The organism is Gallibacterium melopsittaci (assembly GCF_042433085.1).
GTDB classification, from domain to species: Bacteria; Pseudomonadota; Gammaproteobacteria; order Enterobacterales; family Pasteurellaceae; genus Gallibacterium; species Gallibacterium melopsittaci.
This window is the reverse complement of record NZ_JBHLWA010000050.1, coordinates 1-21,679: the sequence shown is the minus strand read 5'-3', so window position 1 is coordinate 21,679 and position 21,679 is coordinate 1. Positions and strand designations below refer to the sequence as shown.

19 protein-coding genes and 1 rRNA gene are annotated in these 21,679 nt (G+C 35.7%); 11 read left to right on the top strand and 9 right to left on the bottom strand.

Going from position 1 to position 21,679, the window contains the following annotated elements; genetic code table 11:
* Nucleotides 1–189: 189 nt before the first annotated feature.
* The 3 genes from rrf to metK all read left to right on the top strand — a co-directional run bounded on the left by rrf (nucleotide 190) and on the right by metK (nucleotide 2,488).
* Nucleotides 190–305, top strand: a 5S ribosomal RNA gene (gene rrf, locus ACFFHT_RS10940).
* A 327-nt stretch (nucleotides 306–632) separates the two neighbouring features.
* Entirely contained in the window at nucleotides 633–1,106 is a 474-nt protein-coding gene (locus tag ACFFHT_RS10935; protein WP_382376185.1) for a 2TM domain-containing protein, read from the top strand.
* A 233-nt stretch (nucleotides 1,107–1,339) separates the two neighbouring features.
* Nucleotides 1,340–2,488, top strand: a complete 1,149-nt coding sequence (gene metK / locus ACFFHT_RS10930; RefSeq protein ID WP_382376183.1) for a methionine adenosyltransferase — start codon at nucleotides 1,340–1,342, stop codon at nucleotides 2,486–2,488.
* A gap of 75 nt (nucleotides 2,489–2,563) precedes the next feature.
* On the opposite strand, the gene yhbY is transcribed toward metK, so the two are convergent.
* Complete coding sequence (gene yhbY / locus ACFFHT_RS10925) at nucleotides 2,564–2,866, bottom strand: ribosome assembly RNA-binding protein YhbY (protein WP_382376181.1); 303 nt, start codon at nucleotides 2,864–2,866, stop codon at nucleotides 2,564–2,566.
* 242 nt (nucleotides 2,867–3,108) lie between these two features.
* On the opposite strand from yhbY, the gene rlmE reads away from it, so the two are divergent.
* From rlmE to ACFFHT_RS10910, 3 genes are all read left to right on the top strand, one after another.
* On the top strand, nucleotides 3,109–3,738 hold the full coding sequence (gene rlmE, locus ACFFHT_RS10920) for a 23S rRNA (uridine(2552)-2'-O)-methyltransferase RlmE (RefSeq protein ID WP_382376179.1): 630 nt from the start codon (nucleotides 3,109–3,111) through the stop codon (nucleotides 3,736–3,738).
* A gap of 65 nt (nucleotides 3,739–3,803) precedes the next feature.
* Nucleotides 3,804–5,729 (top strand): ATP-dependent zinc metalloprotease FtsH, encoded by a 1,926-nt coding sequence (gene ftsH, locus ACFFHT_RS10915; RefSeq protein ID WP_382376178.1) that lies wholly within the window; start codon nucleotides 3,804–3,806, stop codon nucleotides 5,727–5,729.
* 162 nt (nucleotides 5,730–5,891) lie between these two features.
* Nucleotides 5,892–6,284 (top strand): hypothetical protein, encoded by a 393-nt coding sequence (locus ACFFHT_RS10910; RefSeq protein WP_382376176.1) that lies wholly within the window; start codon nucleotides 5,892–5,894, stop codon nucleotides 6,282–6,284.
* A gap of 63 nt (nucleotides 6,285–6,347) precedes the next feature.
* On the opposite strand, the gene ACFFHT_RS10905 is transcribed toward ACFFHT_RS10910, so the two are convergent.
* From ACFFHT_RS10905 to tehB, 5 genes are all read right to left on the bottom strand, one after another.
* Nucleotides 6,348–7,094, bottom strand: coding sequence for an SDR family oxidoreductase (locus ACFFHT_RS10905; RefSeq protein WP_382376174.1), 747 nt, complete (start codon nucleotides 7,092–7,094; stop codon nucleotides 6,348–6,350).
* A gap of 21 nt (nucleotides 7,095–7,115) precedes the next feature.
* Nucleotides 7,116–7,826: a monofunctional biosynthetic peptidoglycan transglycosylase gene (mtgA, locus tag ACFFHT_RS10900; RefSeq protein WP_382376173.1), complete on the bottom strand. Its 711-nt coding sequence runs from the start codon at nucleotides 7,824–7,826 to the stop codon at nucleotides 7,116–7,118.
* Nucleotides 7,813–8,112, bottom strand: a complete 300-nt coding sequence (gene trpR, locus ACFFHT_RS10895; protein WP_382376171.1) for a trp operon repressor — start codon at nucleotides 8,110–8,112, stop codon at nucleotides 7,813–7,815. The genes mtgA and trpR overlap by 14 nt, the downstream gene beginning before the upstream one ends.
* Before the next feature lie 27 nt (nucleotides 8,113–8,139).
* Nucleotides 8,140–10,158: a transglycosylase SLT domain-containing protein gene (locus ACFFHT_RS10890; RefSeq protein WP_382376169.1), complete on the bottom strand. Its 2,019-nt coding sequence runs from the start codon at nucleotides 10,156–10,158 to the stop codon at nucleotides 8,140–8,142.
* A gap of 79 nt (nucleotides 10,159–10,237) precedes the next feature.
* Nucleotides 10,238–11,101, bottom strand: coding sequence for an SAM-dependent methyltransferase TehB (tehB, locus tag ACFFHT_RS10885; RefSeq protein ID WP_382376167.1), 864 nt, complete (start codon nucleotides 11,099–11,101; stop codon nucleotides 10,238–10,240).
* Nucleotides 11,102–11,267: 166 nt separating this feature from the next.
* Here tehB and ACFFHT_RS10880 point away from each other — a divergent pair, with 166 nt between their 5' ends.
* Together ACFFHT_RS10880 and ACFFHT_RS10875 are read left to right on the top strand one after the other, a co-directional pair.
* On the top strand, nucleotides 11,268–12,563 hold the full coding sequence (locus tag ACFFHT_RS10880; protein ID WP_382376165.1) for a nucleobase:cation symporter-2 family protein: 1,296 nt from the start codon (nucleotides 11,268–11,270) through the stop codon (nucleotides 12,561–12,563).
* 146 nt (nucleotides 12,564–12,709) lie between these two features.
* Nucleotides 12,710–14,032 carry an MFS transporter gene (locus ACFFHT_RS10875; protein WP_382376163.1) on the top strand — a complete coding sequence of 441 codons (1,323 nt, stop codon included), beginning with the start codon at nucleotides 12,710–12,712 and terminating at the stop codon, nucleotides 14,030–14,032.
* A gap of 69 nt (nucleotides 14,033–14,101) precedes the next feature.
* On the opposite strand, the gene ffh is transcribed toward ACFFHT_RS10875, so the two are convergent.
* The gene (ffh, locus tag ACFFHT_RS10870) at nucleotides 14,102–15,478 is read right to left on the bottom strand and encodes a signal recognition particle protein (RefSeq protein WP_382376161.1); all 1,377 of its coding nucleotides are present in this window, start codon (nucleotides 15,476–15,478) and stop codon (nucleotides 14,102–14,104) included.
* A gap of 192 nt (nucleotides 15,479–15,670) precedes the next feature.
* Here ffh and ACFFHT_RS10865 point away from each other — a divergent pair, with 192 nt between their 5' ends.
* Together ACFFHT_RS10865 and ACFFHT_RS10860 are read left to right on the top strand one after the other, a co-directional pair.
* Nucleotides 15,671–16,474, top strand: a complete 804-nt coding sequence (locus ACFFHT_RS10865) for a cytochrome C assembly family protein (protein ID WP_382376159.1) — start codon at nucleotides 15,671–15,673, stop codon at nucleotides 16,472–16,474.
* A gap of 76 nt (nucleotides 16,475–16,550) precedes the next feature.
* The gene (locus ACFFHT_RS10860) at nucleotides 16,551–17,813 is read left to right on the top strand and encodes an HlyC/CorC family transporter (protein ID WP_382376157.1); all 1,263 of its coding nucleotides are present in this window, start codon (nucleotides 16,551–16,553) and stop codon (nucleotides 17,811–17,813) included.
* A gap of 98 nt (nucleotides 17,814–17,911) precedes the next feature.
* On the opposite strand, the gene ACFFHT_RS10855 is transcribed toward ACFFHT_RS10860, so the two are convergent.
* The gene (locus tag ACFFHT_RS10855; protein ID WP_382376155.1) at nucleotides 17,912–18,610 is read right to left on the bottom strand and encodes an SIR2 family NAD-dependent protein deacylase; all 699 of its coding nucleotides are present in this window, start codon (nucleotides 18,608–18,610) and stop codon (nucleotides 17,912–17,914) included.
* Nucleotides 18,611–18,621: 11 nt separating this feature from the next.
* Entirely contained in the window at nucleotides 18,622–19,437 is an 816-nt protein-coding gene (locus ACFFHT_RS10850) for a Cof-type HAD-IIB family hydrolase (protein WP_382376153.1), read from the bottom strand.
* 124 nt (nucleotides 19,438–19,561) lie between these two features.
* Here ACFFHT_RS10850 and cpdB point away from each other — a divergent pair, with 124 nt between their 5' ends.
* A complete protein-coding gene (gene cpdB / locus ACFFHT_RS10845; RefSeq protein WP_382376151.1) occupies nucleotides 19,562–21,517 on the top strand; it encodes a 2',3'-cyclic-nucleotide 2'-phosphodiesterase in 1,956 nt (651 codons plus the stop codon).
* Nucleotides 21,518–21,679: the final 162 nt, after the last annotated feature.

The window sequence follows — 21,679 nt, the reverse complement described above, 5'->3', positions numbered from 1 at the left end:
CGAGAGGCTTAACTATACAACGCTGAAGGGTTTTAGCCTAAAGCGAGAATCGAAAAAAGAAATAAGAAAGCGAAAAAAGCTAAAAAAGAGAATCAGTAGAAAGCTTGTATGGGACGTTGAAGGGAAGAAGAACAGAACAAAAAAAACAGAAGAAAAGACAAGACAAGATAAGAGAAAAAGCCGAATTATCCTGGCGGCGAGAGTGCAATAGGCCCACCTGAATCCATGCCGAACTCAGAAGTGAAATGTTGTCACGCCGATGGTAGTGTGGGAGTTTCCCATGTGAGAGTAGGTCACTGCCAGGTTTTGAATAAAGAGAAGGAAGAACGCTAACCAGTAGGTTAGCGTTTTTTTTTTGCATTATTTTATTATGTTATTCGCCATACCACACATCTCATCCCTTATGTCTATTAAGTTGATAAATTGGCTTTTCCTAATATGCGATATACATTTGTTATTCTGTTTTCCTAATTCATGATAATGTCAGTTTTTTGTCTGATAATTGTCATGGTTAAACTTTTTATAAAGTGAGAATATCTGCTGCGCGTTAAATTTTAATGTATGTTGTTCGCTTATTTTTAACGTTTTATTTATGATGTGATATGAACTTTATTAATAAGAGGTTTCTATGTATGAACTCTGTCAAGATTTGGCGAGAAAAAAATGGCTGGACTCAAGAAACATTAGCGGAACTAACAGGGTTATCTACACGTACAATCTATCGAGTGGAAAAGGGGGATCGTGTTGGTTTGGAAACGTGGGCTGCTTTAGCAGCAGTATTTCAGGTCAGTATTGCAACTCTACAACAACCACCTGTGGAAAATGAGGATCATTCTATGATGACACCTGAAATAAATATAGCGTTAAAGAAAGTACGTCAGATAAGAGACTTTTATATCCAATTAAGTATTTATGTTGTCATAAACTTTTTACTATTTCTGATTAATTTAATAGTGACACCAGATTATTGGTGGGTAATTTGGGTTATTGTTGGATGGGGAATAGGTATATTGATCAAAGCTATTCGCGTTTGGGTAGTTCCTATGTGGCTTGATGATGAATGGGAGAGGAAAAAAGTTGAACAACAGTTAAATAAAAGATTATAAAGATTCTCTTAATTATGATGATCGTTTCGGCGATCATCTAATTTTTATGAGAATGCAAACTTATTAGATAATCAATAACTAACTAAAAAATTACTTGTCAAATGTAAAATAAACGGTATTATAGCCGTCTAGAAGTAAAAACATCTATTTAATAACCTCCCTTTAATGTTTTCTACTTATTTATTATTAAGATAAATTGAAATTTATAACTTAAATTTTAATAAGGAATTTTCATGTCAAAATATTTATTCACTTCTGAATCTGTGTCTGAAGGACATCCAGATAAAATTGCAGATCAGATTTCAGATGCAGTTTTAGATGAAATTTTAAAGCAAGATCCTAAAGCACGTGTTGCGTGTGAAACCTATGTAAAAACAGGAATGGCATTGATTGGTGGAGAGATCACAACTTCCGCATGGGTGGATATTGAACACCTAGCTCGTCAAGTGATCTGTGATATTGGTTATACTTCATCAGAAATGGGATTTGATGGGCATTCTTGTGCAGTCCTGAATGGTATTGGTAAACAATCTTCTGATATTAATCAAGGTGTAGATAGAGAAAATCCTCTCGATCAAGGTGCAGGAGATCAGGGAATCATGTTTGGTTATGCTACAAATGAAACAGAAGTATTGATGCCAGCGCCAATTACTTATGCTCATCGTTTAATGGAAAAACAAGCAGAAGTCCGCCGTAGTGGTGTTTTACCATGGTTACGCCCAGATGCGAAAAGCCAAATTACTTTTATATATGAAGATGGAAAAATCCAAGGTATTGATACTGTGGTTCTTTCCAGTCAGCATGCAGACAGTGTAAGCGAGAAAGATTTACGTGAAGGTATCATGGAAGAAATTATTAAACCAGTATTACCAGAGCAATGGTTATCTGCAAATACTAAGTATTTTATTAATCCTACTGGTCGCTTCGTTATCGGTGGGCCAATGGGAGATTGTGGTTTAACAGGACGTAAAATTATTGTTGATACTTATGGTGGCGCTGCTCGTCATGGTGGTGGGGCATTCTCAGGTAAAGATCCTTCTAAGGTTGACCGTTCTGCGGCATATGCAGCACGTTATGTGGCAAAAAATATTGTTGCTGCGGGCTTAGCTGATCGTTGTGAAATTCAATTATCATATGCAATCGGGGTGGCAGAACCGACATCAATTATGATTGAAACGTTTGGTACTGGTAAAATTGATAATGAGTTATTAGTGAAATTGGTTCGTGAACATTTTGATTTACGTCCATATGGTTTGATTAAAATGTTAGATTTAATCCAACCAATTTATCGTCAAACTGCAGCATATGGGCATTTTGGTCGAGAACAATTCCCTTGGGAACGTACTGATAAAGCAGAACTATTACGTAGTTATTTAAAATAAGTAGTAGACTACCTGAAATCAAAAAGCTTCTTATTCGATTAGGTTTAAGAAGCTTTCTTTTTTAGATATATAAAATTATTTTTTTGGTAAGATAATTGTTGGTTCATCACTTGGACGATAAAGAACTAAAATATGGCCAATACGTTGTACGGCACAAGCTCCTGTCTCACGTACGATTGCAGCAGTAACTAATTCTTTATCTTCGCGTTCTACACCAGAAATTTTTACTTTAATCAATTCGTGGTGGTTGAGTGCATTATCAATTTCAGCAATAACACCTTCAGTGAGGCCATTTCCGCCCAATAAAACAACAGGATTTAGGTGATGTGCTAAACCTTTTAAATATTGCTTTTGTTTTGTTGAAAGAGTAAGTGACATATTGATCCTTTAAGTCATAATTTGTAAAACGTGCCATTTTAAACAGTTATGAAAAAAATAGAAAGGCATTCGCTAAAAATTACTGGATAGACATCTAATTTAATAATAATTCGATATAATTGTCTTACCTATTGCTGCATTCGTTTAATTTACATCACTTTACCTTGAAATTTAGGTAATAATCATCATATAGTATCGGTATTTTTTGATAGTAAAGTAATAAGTTTTAGTTTTAAGTAGTTATGGGTAAGAAAAAACGTTCTGCTAGCTCTACTCGTTGGCTCAACGAACACTTCAAAGATAAATTTGTTCAGCAAGCTCATAAGCAAAAATTGCGTTCACGAGCTTATTTTAAATTAGATGAAATTCAAAAAACGGATAAATTATTTAAGCCAAATATGACCGTGGTAGATCTTGGTGCTGCCCCTGGTGGTTGGTCACAATATGTTGTGACTCAAATTGGACAAAAAGGCCGGGTTATCGCTTGTGATATTTTAGATATGGATCCAATTGTTGGAGTTGATTTCTTACAAGGCGATTTCCGTGAAGAAAAAGTTTTAAATACATTGCTAGATAAGATTGGCGAGAACAAAGTTGATGTTGTGATGTCTGATATGGCACCAAATTTTAGTGGTATGCCTTCAGTAGATATTCCGCGTGCAATGTATCTTGTCGAGTTAGCTTTAGATATGTGTAAGCAAGTTCTTGCTTCACAAGGGAGTTTTGTGGTGAAAGTATTTCAAGGAGAGGGCTTTGATGAATATCTACGAGAAATTCGCTCATTATTTAAAAATGTAAAAGTACGCAAACCAGAGGCATCAAGAGATCGTTCTCGGGAAGTCTATATTGTTGCAACTGGGTATAAACTTTAGCCACAAAGAAAACCATTTTTTAATCAAACAAATATAAACGGGGATTTACCTTGAAAAATAATAATATGCTTAAAAATATCATGCTTTGGAGTGTCGTAGCCGTTGTGTTAATGACAGTTTTCCAAGGTTTTTCTAGCAGTTCGAGAGATTCGATAGATTATTCTACATTTATTACTGATATTGGTAATAATCAAATTTCAGAAACCGTATTTGATGGTAATGAAATTACTGTTACAAAGAAAAATGGCGATAAATACCAAACAGTTATGCCATTATATGATGATAAAGTACTAGATGATCTGTTAAAGAAAGATGTTAAGGTTGCTGGCACACCTCCAGAAAAACGAGGATTATTTGCTCAAATCTTAATTTCTTGGTTCCCAATGCTACTTTTGATTGGTGTTTGGATCTTCTTTATGCGTCAGATGCAAGGTGGTGGCGGCGGTGCTATGAAGTTTGGTAAAAGCCGTGCCAGAATGATGACTCAAGAACAAATTAAAACAACTTTTGCTGATGTAGCTGGCTGCGATGAAGCGAAAGAAGAAGTTGGTGAGATTGTTGATTTCTTACGTGATCCAAGCAAATTCCAAAAGCTAGGAGGAAAAATTCCAAAAGGTATTTTAATGGTTGGTCCTCCAGGAACAGGTAAAACTTTATTAGCTAAAGCTATTGCAGGTGAAGCAAAAGTACCATTTTTTACCATTTCAGGATCGGATTTCGTGGAAATGTTTGTTGGGGTAGGGGCTTCTCGTGTTCGTGATATGTTTGAACAAGCGAAGAAAGCTGCGCCTTGTTTGATTTTTATTGATGAAATTGATGCTGTTGGTCGTCAGCGTGGTGCTGGTTTAGGTGGTGGTCATGATGAACGTGAACAAACTTTAAACCAAATGCTGGTTGAGATGGATGGCTTTGAAGGGAATGAAGGTGTTATTGTTATTGCTGCAACCAACCGTCCAGATGTTCTTGATCCAGCGTTAACTCGTCCAGGTCGTTTTGACCGTCAAGTTGTTGTTGGTTTACCTGATGTACGTGGTCGTGAACAAATTTTGAAAGTACATATGCGTAAGATTCCATTGGCAGGAGATGTTGATGCGATGACAATTGCACGAGGTACACCAGGTTATTCAGGTGCAGACCTAGCAAACTTAGTAAATGAAGCAGCGTTATTTGCAGCTCGTACTAATAAACGATTGGTTACTATGATCGAATTTGAAAAAGCTAAAGATAAGATCAATATGGGACCAGAACGCCGTACTATGATGATGACAGATAAGCAAAAAGAATCTACTGCTTATCATGAAGCTGGACATGCTATTGTTGGGTATTTGGTACCAGAACATGATCCAGTGCATAAAGTAACGATTATTCCTCGCGGACGAGCATTAGGGGTAACTTTCTTCTTACCTGAAGGTGATCAAATTAGTATTAGTCAAAAGCAATTAGAAAGTAAACTTTCTACGTTATATGCAGGACGTATTGCAGAAGCATTAATTTATGGTGATGAGAATGTGTCTACTGGTGCGTCAAATGACATTCAGGTTGCAACGAATATTGCACGCAAAATGGTGACTGAATGGGGCTTCTCAAGTAAGTTAGGTCCAATTCTTTATGCTGAAAATGAAGGTGAAGTTTTCTTAGGTCGTTCTATGGCGAAAGCAAAACATATGTCAGATGAAACTGCACATACGATTGATGAAGAAGTTCGTGATATTGTGTCACGGAACTATCAACGTGCGCATCAATTATTAGTTGATAATATGGATATTTTACATGCGATGAAAGATGCGTTAGTGAAATATGAAACAATTGATGAACCACAAATTAAACAATTAATGGAACGTCAAGAGGTTACTCCTCCAGCAGGTTGGGTAGAAAAGGTTAAACCAGCGGATAAAGAAGAAAAATCATCTGAAAATAAAGCGCACAAAGAAACTGAGTTGAATGATAAGGTTTCAGAAGATCAAGATGATTCATCCAACAAAACGGAGTAAGTTATATTTTAAAAGATGAGAAAAGAGGCTACAAAGCCTCTTTTTTATTTTCGTGATTATGATGATAGCAGTATAAATTAAACACCAGCAAATAAATTGATTGCATCAATCATAGATTTAATTTTTAATGAAAGTACATATCCAAAATATAAGGGGAGAGATATGTCATTTATTGGGAAAACATTTGGTGGATTAAGTAAGGCTTATTATTTCAGAAATCTATTTTTTGGATCACTGTTATATATCTTGTTAGAAGTAACGATATTCAATGCAAATAAAGGTGTTATTGATCATAAATTTATACTAATCACATTAATGCTAACAGGATTACTATTACTTTATCCATATTCACGCTTTGTATATGAATCTATTGTTGGATATATTTTTGGCGATAATGTATTTTTTGTGAATATTTTATTGATGTTCTCTATAAAAATTATGACTATTGGCTTATGTTTTGCTTTTAGTTGGGCAATTGCACCAGTTGGATTAATTTATCTGTATTTCTATCATACAAAACAAGAAAAGTTGGCAAATCTAGATCAGGATTTATAACAATATGATATTTACATAAAATAAAGGGCTAATATCTGAAATGTTTAGCCCTTTATCTTATATTTATTTCTTGGCAACTTTTAGTGCTGAAAAGCTTTGCGCAACAGGCATAATTTCAATTGAATTAATGTTGACATGAGCTGGTTGTTGATAAATCCATAAAATAGTATTAGCTATATCTTCTGGTTGAATGTAATCAACACCTTCATATACTTTAGCTGCACGTTCATCATCGCCTTTGAAACGAACATTAGAAAATTCCGTTCCTCCACATAAACCAGGTTCAATATTGGACACACGGATTGCCGTACCAGATAGATCAGCACGTAAGTTTAAGCTAAATTGTTTAACAAAGGCTTTAGTTGCACCATAAATATTTCCACCTGGATAAGGGTAAGTTCCAGCGATAGAACCAAGATTAACAATCATTCCTTTATTCCGTTCGACCATTTGCGGCAATACTTGATGAGTCAAATAGGCTAAACCAAGCACATTCGTATCTATCATCGTTTTCCAGTCAGTGAAGTTAGCTTGATAAGCAGGTTCTAATCCTAATGCTAGCCCAGCATTATTTACTAAAAGGTCAATTGTTTTCCATTCGATTGGTAGTGAAGATAATCCAGCATCAATTGATTTTTGATCTGAAACATCCATGACAAGTGGATAAAATTTATCACCAAGTTCTTGTTGTAATTGTTGTAACTTTTCTAAACGACGAGCGGCACCAATCACAGAATAGCCAGCTTTAACAAAAGCTCGGCAAGTTGCTGCACCAAAACCAGCTGATGCACCTGTAACTAAAATACTCATAGTTTTTTCCTCCTTTTGAGATTAATCGAGTCTTTCCAGATAATTATTCCCGAGTAATTGCATTTGTCTTAAAATCCAACTTTGTCGAGATTGAACATAAGCAGATGGTCGGTTTACTCGATAGAGTATCGGATTTGGTAAAACTGCTGCAAGTAATGCAGCTTGATAACGAGTTAATTTTAATGCACTTTTTTTAAAATAATACTGACTTGCTGCTTCTACACCAAAAATCCCAGGTCCAAATTCAGCAATATTTAAATAGACTTCAAGAATACGCTGTTTTGACCAAAAAAGTTCTAAACTTAGGGTAACGGGAATTTCTAACCCTTTACGAATCCAACTACGATCAGACCACAAGAATAAATTTTTGGCTGTTTGTTGAGAAATAGTAGATGCTCCACGAGTTCGTTTAGAGGATTGATTATGCTTGAATGCTTTTTCAATAGCATCAATATCAAATCCCCAATGTTCAGGAAAACGTTGATCTTCTGCTGCAATCACGGCTAATTGCATTGCAGGCGAGATATTATCTAAACTAACCCATTTATGTTGTGTGTGATAATTATCATTAAAAAGGTTTTCTGCCGTTTTTTGCAACATATAAGTAGAATAAGGTACAGGCAAAAAACGAAAAATAATAACGAAACAAAAAAATACAGCAATTAGCGAAATGATTATTTTCGCTAAACGTAATCGAAAACGTGGTGAAATCAGAGATTTAATCTTCAACATTCAGCTGTGTTTTAACCCATTGTAAAAAATCAGGTTCAATACTCTTAATTAAATTTGAACCACGAGTGATTGTGGCAACGCTTGTATTAAGATTTTGTTGTATTTCTCGCTGTGAAAGTTTTTTATCAAGCAGTTGTTTGACAATTTGTAAACGTAACCCTAATGAATCACGTTCATCAGGTGTGAGTAACATCATCAATATTTCTTGTTCTTTTCCTGCTGCAAAACCATTTCTTAAAAAATCTAAGACTTGCTGCCATTGTTCTAAATCTCGACTAATATACATAGTTTGCTCCTTTTATTTACTATTATACTAGTATAAACGATCAGTTTCTGCTTTGCTGAATTTTTTTGCAACCTGCTTATTTAAGAGTTGGTAGTAATAGTCGTAGCTAACGACATTTTGTACATAGTTGCGTGTTTCATAAAACGGAATGGAAGCAATAAATTCTGCCATTGACAATTTACCATTGTTTTCGGTTAACCAACGATCGACATTATTTGCACCAGCATTATAAGCGGCTGCAATTAACAATCGATTATCACCATATTTTTCCGCTAATTGTGCTAAATGAGCCGTACCTAACAAAATATTTGTTAATGGATCGGTGAGTTTATTGGCTTGTTGAGGGCTGTATTGCGCCTGTTGAGCAGTGCTTTTTGCTGTACTTGGTAAAAGTTGCATTAAGCCAATCGCATTGGCGGAAGAGCGTACATTTGGTCGCCAAGCACTTTCTTGTCGTGCAATCGCCATCGCAAATGAGGGAGAGATACCTTTATTTATTACATTAATTGTGAACCATTGTTGATACGCTAATGGCAAACGTAAGCGAATATAATCCCATGCTTGAGCTTTGATTGTTGCGGCGACAGTGAGATCGAACCATTGTTGGTGTAAGGCATATTCACTTAGTAGTAATGCTTGTTGTGAGGAAGTGTTGTTTAATAAAAACGTCCATTCGGTATAAGCGTCATCAAGATAACGAAAATTGCGTAATTCTGTAATACGAGTGATGGCTTGTGCAATATTAGGGTATTGCCATAATGAATCAAACGTAATTGGTTGCGGTAAATCTTGCATAGCTGGTTGGTAGTTAATACCTAGTGTTTCAGCTGCTAATAGAGCATAAAAACCACGTTGTTGACTTAATTGTTGCCATATTGTTTGAGCTTCTGCTTTCTTACCTTGTTGTTGCCATTGCCAAGCTTGCCAATAACGCCATTCATCTTTATTAGCGGTATTCGTTGAAAGTAAAGCTAACCACTCAGATAAAGGTTGTTGTTGGCGGATAGCAACTCTTAAACGGCGTTCAGTTAATGCATCATTTTTTAATTGACGAATTTGTTGATCTCTCCAAGCTAACCATTGTGGCTGCGTATTATCAAAGAATTGTTGCAGGATGGCTCGTTTAAGGTGATCTAATTCATCATTCGAGAATTGCCATTTCTGTTGCCACTGTGTTAATTGCTGTTGTAATTTTATAAAGTCTAAATTTTGTTCAGGAATCGTTTTAAAATAACGAGGTAAATTCGTTAATAGAATTTGTTTATTTTGCTTTGTAATCGGCCAATTTTCGCTAATCTTGTCAATATTTTGTGGTTGATTTAATAAAGTCAGCCATTCTTTTAACTGTTGTTTTGTTGCTTTATCTTGAGTTAGTCCTTGCAAATAATTGAGTAAACTACGATTTTGTGCATCTATTGCTAATTCGGCACGCTGTTGGATTAATCCTTCTGTTAAATTTCCTGCTTGTTGCCAAGCCTGAAATAAAGGAACACACTGTTTTGCTAAATTATCACCAGATAGCCACAATGTTTTCGTAGCTTGCCAGATTTGATTAAGTTCGGCAGTGTTATTGGCAGATAGTTTTTGCTTTGCAAATAGTTGAATACATTGCTGGGTGACATTTTGTGCTGGAATTGTTGTTTTAGTCTTTGCTAATAATGTCCAATCCTGTTGTTGAAAGATTTTTTGGTAGAATTGATCAATTAAAGTGTTATTAAGGGGAAAGTCAGTATTTTTGGTGAGGAACTGTTGTAATTCTTCGGGTTGGATGATGGTTTGTTTAATTAATGTTCGATACCAAGCATAAGGATATAATGGATAATCTTGTAAACTAGGTAATAATTGCGTGGCAAGGGCAATACTATTATCACTTACTTCACCACTAAGAAATTGCATCAATTCTTGATATTGTTGGCGTTGCAATGTGTATTTATCGGTAAAGGTATTTTTTGATGGAGTGGTAGGTTGTGATTGAGTGTTTGCTGCATAAACTTGTCCACCAACAATCAAACTTAAGAATAAGACTAATTTTTGCCAAGCGTTCATTTCTTTCCTCTTGTTAATACTGATGTTTTATACAGTCTAGCACGCTTGATTGTTGGTGAAAAAGATTAGGATAAAATTTTTAAGCGACTTTTTTGGCTAACATAGTGACAAATTTCATTTTGATTCGATTACCATGAATATCTGTTTTATGTAACTCTCCCATTTCTTCTTGATATTTAATCAACTCCCAACCTTGATAATATTGGCGTAATTCACCCTCTTTAAAGGTAAATGAGAATGGCATTGGACATGGTACATCAGCGGTATCCATTGCCGCAACAATCAAATTATAACCACCAACATTAGTATGTTGTTGCATATTGTTAATAATGTTTGGTACTGCTTGGGCATTTAGGAACATAAAGACCACAGTAGAAACAATAAAATCATAATTTTCTTGAATATTGGCACTATTAATATCGTATATTGCTGTTTTTACTGGTAATTTTTCTTTTTCTGCCATCTCATTTAAAAATTGAATACTGTTTGGATTATGATCCCATGAAGTAACATCATAACCTAACATACTGAGATATAAGCTATTTCTTCCTTGACCACAACCTAAATCAAGCACTTTGCAGGGCGTTAATAATTCGCTGGCAGCTTTAACTTCAGAATGGGTTGCTGTGAGGTTGTATTTTTTACTGAAATAATCAGATTGGCGACATAGGAATGAAAGTTGACATTCTAAATCATCTGAACAGGCTTCCACACGGTGCCAAACTTGCGGCTCAACCAGTGGAATATTACTTTCTGGCGTAAATAAATGTTCAGAAAGTACATTCCCATCTTCATTTAAGAAGTAGAATTTTAATTTTCCTTTTAATACACGTAATTGTCCCCAAGTGCCGACTTTAGTATTGTGCTTTTCTTGAAACATTGCAGGTAAGGTTTTTGTATTCCAAACAGGCATCGTTTTATAAGCAATTAATTTTTCTTGCATAAATTTCCCCTAAAAAATGATAATAAGATACTTATTATATATGGCTTTAAAAATTCTTGCTGTAACCCCTTATTATTAAATTTACGCAAACGTTTGCTTATATTGTAAGACAAGCATATAATCGCACTCCCCAATTTCTATTTAATCTCACTCAATTAAGGAACATATGAATAATAAATTACTTTTCACTGTTGAAGATAAACCGCCATTTAGTTTAGGTTTATTATTAGCAGCACAACATCTATTAGCCGCACTTGGCGGTATTATTGCTGTCCCATTAGTTATCGGCAATGTATTACATTTACCAACACCAGATACGATTGTATTAGTGAATGCCGCTTTGTTGATTTCTGGAGTTGTAACCATAGTGCAATGTCTTGGCGTTGGTCCGATTGGTATCCGTTTGCCAAGTGTAATGGGAACGAGTTTTACCTTTGTTGCAGCAGCCTTAGCGATTGGTTTTAGTCAAGATGGTGTAGCTGGCATTTTAGGGGCATCACTGGTTGGTTCCTTAGTGATGATTATTGGTAGTTTCTTTATGCCATCCATTCGCAAATTATTTCCTCCTGTTGTAACAGGAACAGTGGTCACTATGATAGGTTTGAGCCTCATTCCTGTTGCAGTGGATTGGTTTGCTGGTGGACAACGTGGTGAACCACAATATGCAACACCTGAAAACTTAACGATGGCATTATTTGTTTTAGCGTTAGTGGTGATTTTAGTGCAATGGGGCAAAGGGATTTTTTCTGCAGCTGCGATTGTTATTGGAATGTTAGCAGGATATTGTGTTGCATTAGCATTAGGCTGGGTGAGTTTTGATGGGGTAAAACAAGCTCAAGTATTTGCTTTACCACAACCATTACATTTTGGTTTAGCATTTCCTATTTCAGGGATTATTGGTATGAGCATTGCTTATTTGGTTACCATTGTTGAATCAAGTGGGAATTTTTTAGCATTAGGTAATGCAACGAAAACAGAAATTACAGGAGATCATTTACGTCGTGGCGTGTTATGTGATGGTGTTGGTTCCGCATTAGCGGCAATTATGTCAACAACACCTTTTTCCTCTTTCTCACAAAATATTGGCGTGATCTCATTAACAGGCGTCGCGAGTCGTTATGTTGTTGCTATGACGGGAGGGTTGTTAGTGCTAGCAGGATTATTTCCTGTATTTGGTGCCTTGATTGTTTCGATTCCATTACCTGTATTAGGCGGTGCAGGATTAATGATGTTCGCCATGATTATTGCTGCAGGTATTCAGATGCTAGATAAAGTAGAACGTACTAAACGTAATGGCTTAATTATCGCTATTTCTATTGGCTGTGGGCTAGCTGTAACTACTCGTCCAGAGATTTTAGATAAGTTACCGAGCTTTTTTAAAGAAATCTTTGGTTCAGGTATTACCGTAGGGTCATTGCTAGCATTAATCTTAAATTTAGTATTACCGCAAGAGAAAGAATAATTTGTTTATTTTTAAGATAGCCTCTCAAAAGAGGCTATTTTTTTATATATTATTAACGTTTGGAAATTTTTTCATAAATATGTGGTTTTTTATTGTTATTTGTGCTTAATTGATAGTGAAGATATTGATGATCACAAGGGGGATATATGAGTTTAAAAACATGGTTTTTTAATCAACCGGACAAACCAGTTGTAATGAGCAAAGCTGAAGTAGATCGAACATATAAAAAATTTAGAATTGAAATTGTGACGGCTGTTTTCCTTTCATATGCAGTATTTTATCTGACGAGGAAAAATTTTTCTGCAGCTGCACCAATGATGTTAGAGCAAACCTCTCTAACTGCAGAGCATTTTGCTGTAATGTCATCAATCTTCTATATTTTATATGGATCAATGAAATTCGTTGGAGGAATGGTTGTAGATAAAATTAATCCACGTGCAATGACAGGTCCAGCTTTGATTGGCGTAGGTATTGTAAATATCTTATTTGGTTTCTCTGATAGTATTACAGCCTTTTATATTTTGTACGCATTAAATGCAATTTTACAAGGTACAAGTTTTCCACCAATGGCAAAAATTATGGCATCTTGGTTCTCAAAAAATGAACGAGGACGCTGGTGGGCTATTGTAGAGGCAGCACATAATATTGGAGGTAGTTTAGCACCATTATTGACGAGTGTTGCGATAGCATGGAGTGGAAGTTGGAAAATGGGATTCTATGTGCCAGGTGCAATTTCTTTAATCATGGGAATATTTGCATTAATTATGATTAAAGATCGTCCTGGATCAGAGGGACTACCATCAGTCGGTGAGTGGCGTAATGATCCAACTGAGTTAGCCCAAGTTAAAGCAAGTCCATCTAATCTTGGTTTTTGGGAAATTTTCTTCAAATATATTCTTAAAAATCCATTAGTTTGGGTCATTATTGTTGGTGATCTTTGTGTTTATATTGCACGGACAATATTAAATGACTGGCCTCAAATTTATTATGTTCAAGCTCATGGTTGGGATTTAGTAAAAGCTAACTCTATTATTACTTGGTTTGAAGCAGGTGGATTGGCAGGAGGATTAATAGCAGGTTATTTATCAGATTTTTTATTTAAAAGTAATCGTTGGATGACGGGATTAATGTTTGCTTTGATGCTTTGTGTTTCTATCGTATTAGTACCGATTGTTCAAGATAGTTCTTATGTCTTAACTGCTTGTTTATTTACAATTATGGGCTTTGCTCTTTATGGGCCGCATATGTTATTTGCTGTTGGATGTTTAGATGTTACACATAAAGATGCAGCTGGTTCTATAACTGGATTTAGAGGATTATTTAGTTATGTTGGTGCAGCCCTAGCAGGTGTTCCAGTTGTAATGATTAAAAATGTTTGGGAATGGGATGGTGTGTATATGTATGCACTTATTTCTATCCTTATTACAACGCTTTCTTTGGCAATTTTGTCTAAATTTCATAGACTATAAATCATCATAAAATAAAACGGCATAAATAGAGATTATCCATTTATGCCGTTGGAAATGTATTAGAAGATGTTAGCGCCTAAACATTCCGCCTAGACCACCTAAGCCACCCATTAATCCTTGCATACCACGCATCATCTTGGACATTCCACCTTTACGCATTTTTTTCATCATACGTTGCATTTCTTCAAATTGTTTCAACATACGATTAAGATCTTGCACTTGTGTACCAGAGCCTGCAGCAATACGACGTTTACGAGAACCTTTGATAATCGCTGGATTTTGGCGTTCTTTGAATGTCATAGAATTGATCATTGCTTCCATACGGTGAAACATCTTGTCATCTACTTGATTTTTGACATGATCAGGTAAATTTTGCACACCTGGTAATTTATCTAACATTGACATCATGCCGCCCATTTTTTTCATTTCTAATAGCTGCTCACGGAAATCTTCTAAGGTAAAATCGTCACCTTTCTTAAATTTCTGTGCCATCCGTTCAGCTTTTTCTTGGTCAACATTACGTTGTAGATCTTCAATTAATGAGAGGACATCGCCCATACCAAGAATACGAGAGGCAATACGATCTGGATAGAATGGTTCTAAGGCATCTGTTTTTTCTCCCATTCCTAAGAATTTGATCGGCTTACCAGTAATTTGACGAATAGATAGTGCCGCACCGCCACGAGCATCGCCATCGACTTTAGTTAAGATCACCCCTGTTAGTGGTAATGCTTCATTAAAGGCTTTTGCTGTATTCGCTGCATCTTGCCCTGTCATCGCATCAACCGTAAATAATGTTTCGATTGGGTTTAAGACTTGATGAATTTGTTTAATTTCATTCATCATTTCTTCATCAACGTGCAAGCGACCAGCAGTATCGACAATTAATACATCAAAGAATTTTAATTTTGCTTCAGCTAAAGCAGCTTTTGCAATCTCAATCGGACTTTGTGAAGCATCTGACGGGAAGAACGTTGCATTTACGGTTTGAGCTAAGGTTTCCAGTTGTTTAATCGCTGCTGGACGGTAAACGTCGGCAGACACAACCATTACTTTTTTCTTATGGCGTTGTTGTAAGAATTTTGCTAGTTTTCCTACGCTGGTGGTTTTACCTGCCCCCTGTAAACCTGCCATTAGAATGACGGCTGGTGGTTGGGTTGCAAGATTTAGGGTTTCATTTGCTTCCCCCATTGCCTTTTCTAATTCGGCTTGAACAATTTTAATAAACTCTTGTCCTGGCGTGAGGCTTTTGTTGACTTCTACACCTAATGCACGTTCTTTCACCTGATTAATAAATTCACGTACGACAGGTAAGGCAACATCAGCTTCTAATAAAGCCATACGTACTTCACGTAGGGTTTCTTTAATATTATCTTCGGTTAAACGACCTTTCCCGCTGATATTTCGTAATGTACGAGAAAGGCGATCTGATAAATTTTCAAACATAGAAGTTCCTGAATTTTGATGGTGGTATAGTGCAATAAGTTAGCTAGGCACTATCGAAAAGATAAACAAAAAACAGAGGGCATTATACCGAAAAATTGTTTCTTTTCATCATTCCAGCACAATCCTATGGAAAATTTAACTAAAAACTGCTAACTTTTTAGCGCTTATAAGTTTGTGAAGAGAGCAAGAATTATGTTATGGATTGGTGTGTTAGCGATTGTTGCTTATTTAAGTAGTATTTTATTGATTACTCCAGTATTAATGAAAGCGCAGCAAGGTGAAACGACAACCATTACTCAGTCGGGCAAGCAATGGCTTTTTCATAGTGCAGTTGCCGCTATCATTTTACATATCATCAGTTTAGCGAATGCTTTTTTTGTTGCAGGTGGGCAAAACTTTACTCTATTTAACGTTGCTTCTTTAATTTCTGTATTAGTGAGTATTTTTGTCACTATTGCAATTTTGCGGACTAATACCCTCTGGTTTGTTTTACCAATCGCGTATTGTTTTGCTGTGATTAACTTGGTAGGAACAACTTTTTTTCCAGGTAATTTTATTAAGCATTTAAGCGAAAATGGTGGTTTATTATTTCATATCACATTGGCATTATTCAGTTATGCAGTCTTTTTGATTTGTACACTTTACGCTATACAATTAGGTTGGTTAGATCGTAATTTAAAACAGAAAAAAATGACTTTTTCTCCAATGATTCCCCCATTAATGAAAGTAGAAAAACAGCTTTTTCAATTACTTGGTTTAGGTGAAATTCTATTAAGTATTACCTTAATCAGTGGCAGTATTTATCTACCAAACTTTTTCTCAGTAGATCAAATTCAAAAAGCGATTTTTTCTTTTATTGCTTGGATTGTGTTTGGCATCTTGTTATTTGGACACTATAAACTGTATTGGCGAGGAAAAAGAGTGATAATTTACACAATTTCAGGTATGATTTTGCTTACTTTCGCCTATTTCGGTAGTCGTTTAGTGATCGTATAGTGCAATATTGGTGATACAACAACATAAACTTAGGACGTTGTTGTATCGGATGATTAATTTTGTATAGGATTTTATTTTGGACAGTATCCCCATAAGTACACTCTTTCTGTTATTAGTGTTGTTACTTATTCTTTCTGCTTATTTCTCCAGTTCTGAAACAGGACTACTTTCACTCAACCGTTATCGTGTACGTTATTTAGCTGAAAAAGGCAATCGAGGTGCACAGAAAGCGGAAAAATTATTGAAGAAAACGGACATTCTGCTTAGTTTTATTCTTATATTCAATAACTTAGTTAATATTATGGCATCGGCAATTGCAACAATGATTGGGCTTCGCCTTGGTGGCGATGCTGGTGTTGCAATAGCGACAGGAGTATTAACTTTTGTGATGTTAGTGTTTTCTGAAATTTTCCCGAAAACGGCAGCAGCGGTTTATCCTGAAAAGGTGAGTTTTTTTAGCAGTCATATCCTTACTGTTTTGATTAAAATTTTTATCCCGTTAGTTTACTTTGTGAATTTCTTTACTAATGGGTTAATGAAATTAATGGGATTAAAACCTGACATCAAATCACATTCGATTAGTGCTGAAGAGTTACGTACCATTGTTAATGAATCGGGTAAGTTTATTCCTCATGATCACCAACAAATGCTGTTGTCGATTTTAGATATGGAAAAAGTTACTGTTGAAGATATTATGGTGCCTCGTAATGAAATTGGTGGGATTGATATTGAAGACGACTGGAAATCCATTATGCGTCAATTAAATCACGCTGCACATAGCCGAGTAGTGTTATATAAAGAGAATATGGATGAAAATGCTTTAGGGATTTTACGAGTTCGAGAGGCTTATCGTTTAATGTTAAATACAAATGAATTTACTAAAGAAACATTAATGCGAGCTGCCGATGAAATCTACTTTATTCCTGAAGGAACAACATTAAATGCCCAATTACTGAATTTCCGTAATAATAAGGAGCGAATTGGGTTAGTGGTAGATGAATATGGTGATATTAAAGGTTTAGTAACGCTTGAAGATATTTTAGAAGAGATTGTTGGGGAATTTACAACCTCCAATATTCCATCGATTGAGGATGAAGTACAGCAACAATCAGATGGCACCGTATTAATTGATGGCTCAGCAAATATCCGTGATTTAAACAAAATGTTTAACTGGAAATTAGATACGGATGAAGCGAGAACATTTAATGGTTTTATTCTGGAACATTTAGAAGATATTCCAGAGGAAGGGTCAGAATGGAAAATCGGTAATCTCAAAATTAAAATTCTTGAGGTTAGCGATAATATGATTAAACAAGCCAAAGTTAAACGTTTGAGTTAATGTGGAAGTATTAATTTGTAATCGCCATGTTGGATAGGATAATCCGACATGGCGAATTTTTATGTTTTAGACTGATTGCGTTTGCAATGATTGTCTTATCAATTTACCTCTCCAGCTAATAGTCTTTTTACTACTTCAACAACGCCTTGTGTTGCTTTTTTTGCCACAACAGTAACAGGTCGTTGAATAAAGCCTGTATTGGGATGAGGATCAATTAAATAAATTTTGGCTGTTGGTTTGGCTTGATGTACTAAGCCATTGGCTGGATAAACCTGTAAGGATGTACCAATTACCATTACAATATCTGCTGTTTCGACTAATGCAATTGCCGTATCGAGCATTGGTACATTTTCACCAAAGAACACAATATGCGGGCGCATTGGATGACCATTTGGATCACGATCCGTTAATTGTTGATCTTTATAACAAGGCACAATGTAATCAGGGTCAAAACTGCTTCGAGCTTTATTTAGTTCGCCATGTAGATGTAATACATCATGGCTACCAGCACGTTCGTGCAAATCATCAACATTTTGAGTGATAATTTTCACTTGATATGCTTTTTCAAGTTCCACTAAAGCAAGATGAGCTGCGTTAGGTTGTGCTTCTGCAGCATTACGTCTTCGCATATTATAAAAATCTAGTACTTTTTGTGGATTGCGTTGTAGTGCTTCAGGCGTACAAACCTCTTCAATCTTATGTCCAGCCCAAAGTCCATCTTCAGCACGGAAAGTAGGTAAACCACTTTCTGCACTAATTCCTGCTCCGCTAAGTACAACACAAATTGGTTTTTTCATATTATATTGCCTTACTCTTGATGAAGAATGAATTTTTCAATGACCTCTGCAACCCCTGAGTTCAGATTATCGGCAGTAATATAATTAGCAATCGCTTTTACTTCATCAGTAGCATTTCCCATAGCAACACCTAAACCAGCATATTCAATCATATGTAAATCATTACCAGCATCACCGATACAGATAATTTCTTCAGCTTGCAGATTTAAATGTTGTGCTAATTTATCAATACCACTTCCTTTATTGGCTGCAGGCGGTAAAAATTCAAGGAAAAATGGTGTGCTACGTACAACGGTATATTGTTCTGTAATGTGTGTTGGCAGTTTTGCTAGTGCAGCATCTAATTTTTCAGGTTGATCAACCCACATCGTTTTAATCACAGGCTCATCATCAGCTAAGATAGAGAAATTAATGATATTCAAATTAATACGATTAATATCGGCATCATGTTGACTATATTGATTAGCATGTGGGGCTATCAACCCGCGAGTTTCTGAAAAAGCATGATTAAAAACGCCAAATTGTTCTGCGTAGTCCACCAACATTTTGCAATCTTTTCCTGTCATTTCTTGGCGAGTAATAATTGTGCCATCGCTACGTTGTACTAATGCACCATTAAAGCATAGGACATAATCATCTTCACCAAGGAGATCAAGTTGTTGTAGATACGGTTGTAATCCCTCTAATGGGCGACCAGACGCTAAAACAATTTTCACGCCAGCTTGTTTGGCTGCGTGAATGGCTTGCTGATTACGGATACTGATATTTTTTTGCTTATCAAGTAGTGTGCCATCCATATCCGTTGCTAATAACTTATATTTCAACATAATGTTTTCCCTAATAATTAACTATTTATTTTAATTGATGAATTTTATTTATTCTGAAATGCCTTTGGCATAAAATCAATAGCCGTTTTTCTATAACTTTGATTAATGACTCTTGGAGGAGAAAATGCGTTTTTCATTAAAACCTGTATGGATAGCATTGTTTGGTGGTTCACTTGTTAGTGCATATGTAAGTGCTGCTGAACTAAATTTGCGTGTGATTGAAACGACTGATTTACACGCTAATATGATGGATTACGATTATTATAAAGATTCACCGTCTAGTGCTATCGGTTTAGTACGTGCGGCAGATTTAGTATTAAAAGCACGAGAACAGGCACAAAATAGTGTGTTAGTTGATAATGGGGATTTGATTCAAGGTAGTCCAATGGGGGACTATGCAGCAGCAAAAGGTTTGAAGAAAGGTGAAGTTCATCCTGTAATGAAAGCGATGAATTTATTGAAATATGATGTTGGTAATATCGGGAATCATGAATTTAATTACGGTTTAGGTTTTTTGAGTAAAGCATTATCAGGTGCAAAATATCCTTATGTGAATGCGAATGTATTTGATGCGAAAACAGGTAAGCCTTACTTCAAACAATATCTCATTAAAGAATATAAATTTACGGATACAGATGGTAAAAAACAAAGTGTCAAAATTGGGTATATTGGTTTTGTTCCGCCACAAATTATGACATGGGATAAGAAAAATTTAGATGGTAAGGTTGTTACGAAAGATATTACAGAAACCGCAAAAACTTTAGTCCCAGAAATGAAAGCAAAAGGTGCGGATATTATTATTGCAGTGGCTCACTCTGGTTTATCAAGTGAACCTTATCAAGCATTAGCAGAAAATTCTGTTTATTATTTATCACAAGTGAAAGGTATTGATGCGATTGCATTTGGCCACGCTCATGCAGTATTTCCAAGTAAAGATTTTGCAAGTATTCCAGGTGCAGATGTAGTAACAGGGACATTAAATGGTATTCCAGCAGTGATGCCAGGCCGCTGGGGGAGCCATATTGGGGTTATGGATTTAACTTTAAATAACAATAGTGGCAAATGGGTAGTACAACAAGCAAAAGCGGAAGCCCGTCCGATTTATGACGCAAAAGCGAAAAAGGCATTGGCAGATGAATATAAGCCAATGGTAAAAGTATTAGAAGCAGATCATAAACATACACGAGATTACGTAAACCAACCAATTGGTAAAGCAGATGGAAAAATGTACAGCTATTTAGCATTGGTACAAGATGATCCAACGATTCAAATTGTGAACCAAGCACAACAAGATTATGTGAAACGTTTTGTACAAGGTGATCCAGATTTGGCGAAATTACCCGTATTATCTGCAGCAGCACCGTTTAAAGTGGGGGGACGTAAAGATGATCCTAATGGTTATACGGAAGTAGAAGCGGGTAAATTAACTTTCCGTAATGCAGCAGATCTTTATCTTTATCCAAATACTTTAGTGACATTAAAAGTAACAGGTGAACAAGTAAGAGAATGGTTAGAATGTTCGGCAGGACAGTTTAATCAAATTGATCCAACTAAAGCTACTCGCCAAGCATTATTGAATTGGGATGGTTTCCGTACATATAATTTTGATGTTATTGATGGCGTGAATTATCAAATTGATGTGACACAACCTGCTCGTTATGATGGTGATTGCAAACTTATTAATAAAGAAGCTCATCGTATTGTTGGCTTAACCTTTAATGGCAAACCAATCGATCCTCAACAACAATTCTTAATTGCAACAAATAACTATCGTGCATTTGGTAATAAATTCCCAGGTACTGACGGTAGTCAAGTTGCCTTTTCTTCACCAGATGAGAACCGTACTATTTTAGCCGATTATATTCGTCGAGTAAGCAAGGAACAAGGTGAAGTGAAATCTCATGCGGATAATAACTGGCGTTTGAAAGCTATCCCTGAGAATAAAGCGGAAATTGTATTTGAAACTGCACCATCTGAAAAAGCGGCACAATTTATTCAACAACAAGCTCAATATCCAATGAACAATGTTGGACAAGATGATCAAGGTTTTGCGTTGTACCAAATTGATCTACAAAAATAGTAAGAGTTAAGTTGAATGAATAATGGCATAGTTAAGTGACTATGCCATTTATTTATGTTTAAAGAGTTGTTAGTAGGTAAAATTATTTATTTTGGCATATAGGACAAAAAAGTTGGTAAAAAGTGGTTTAAAAGCATATAGTACAAGGCTTTAAACCACTTT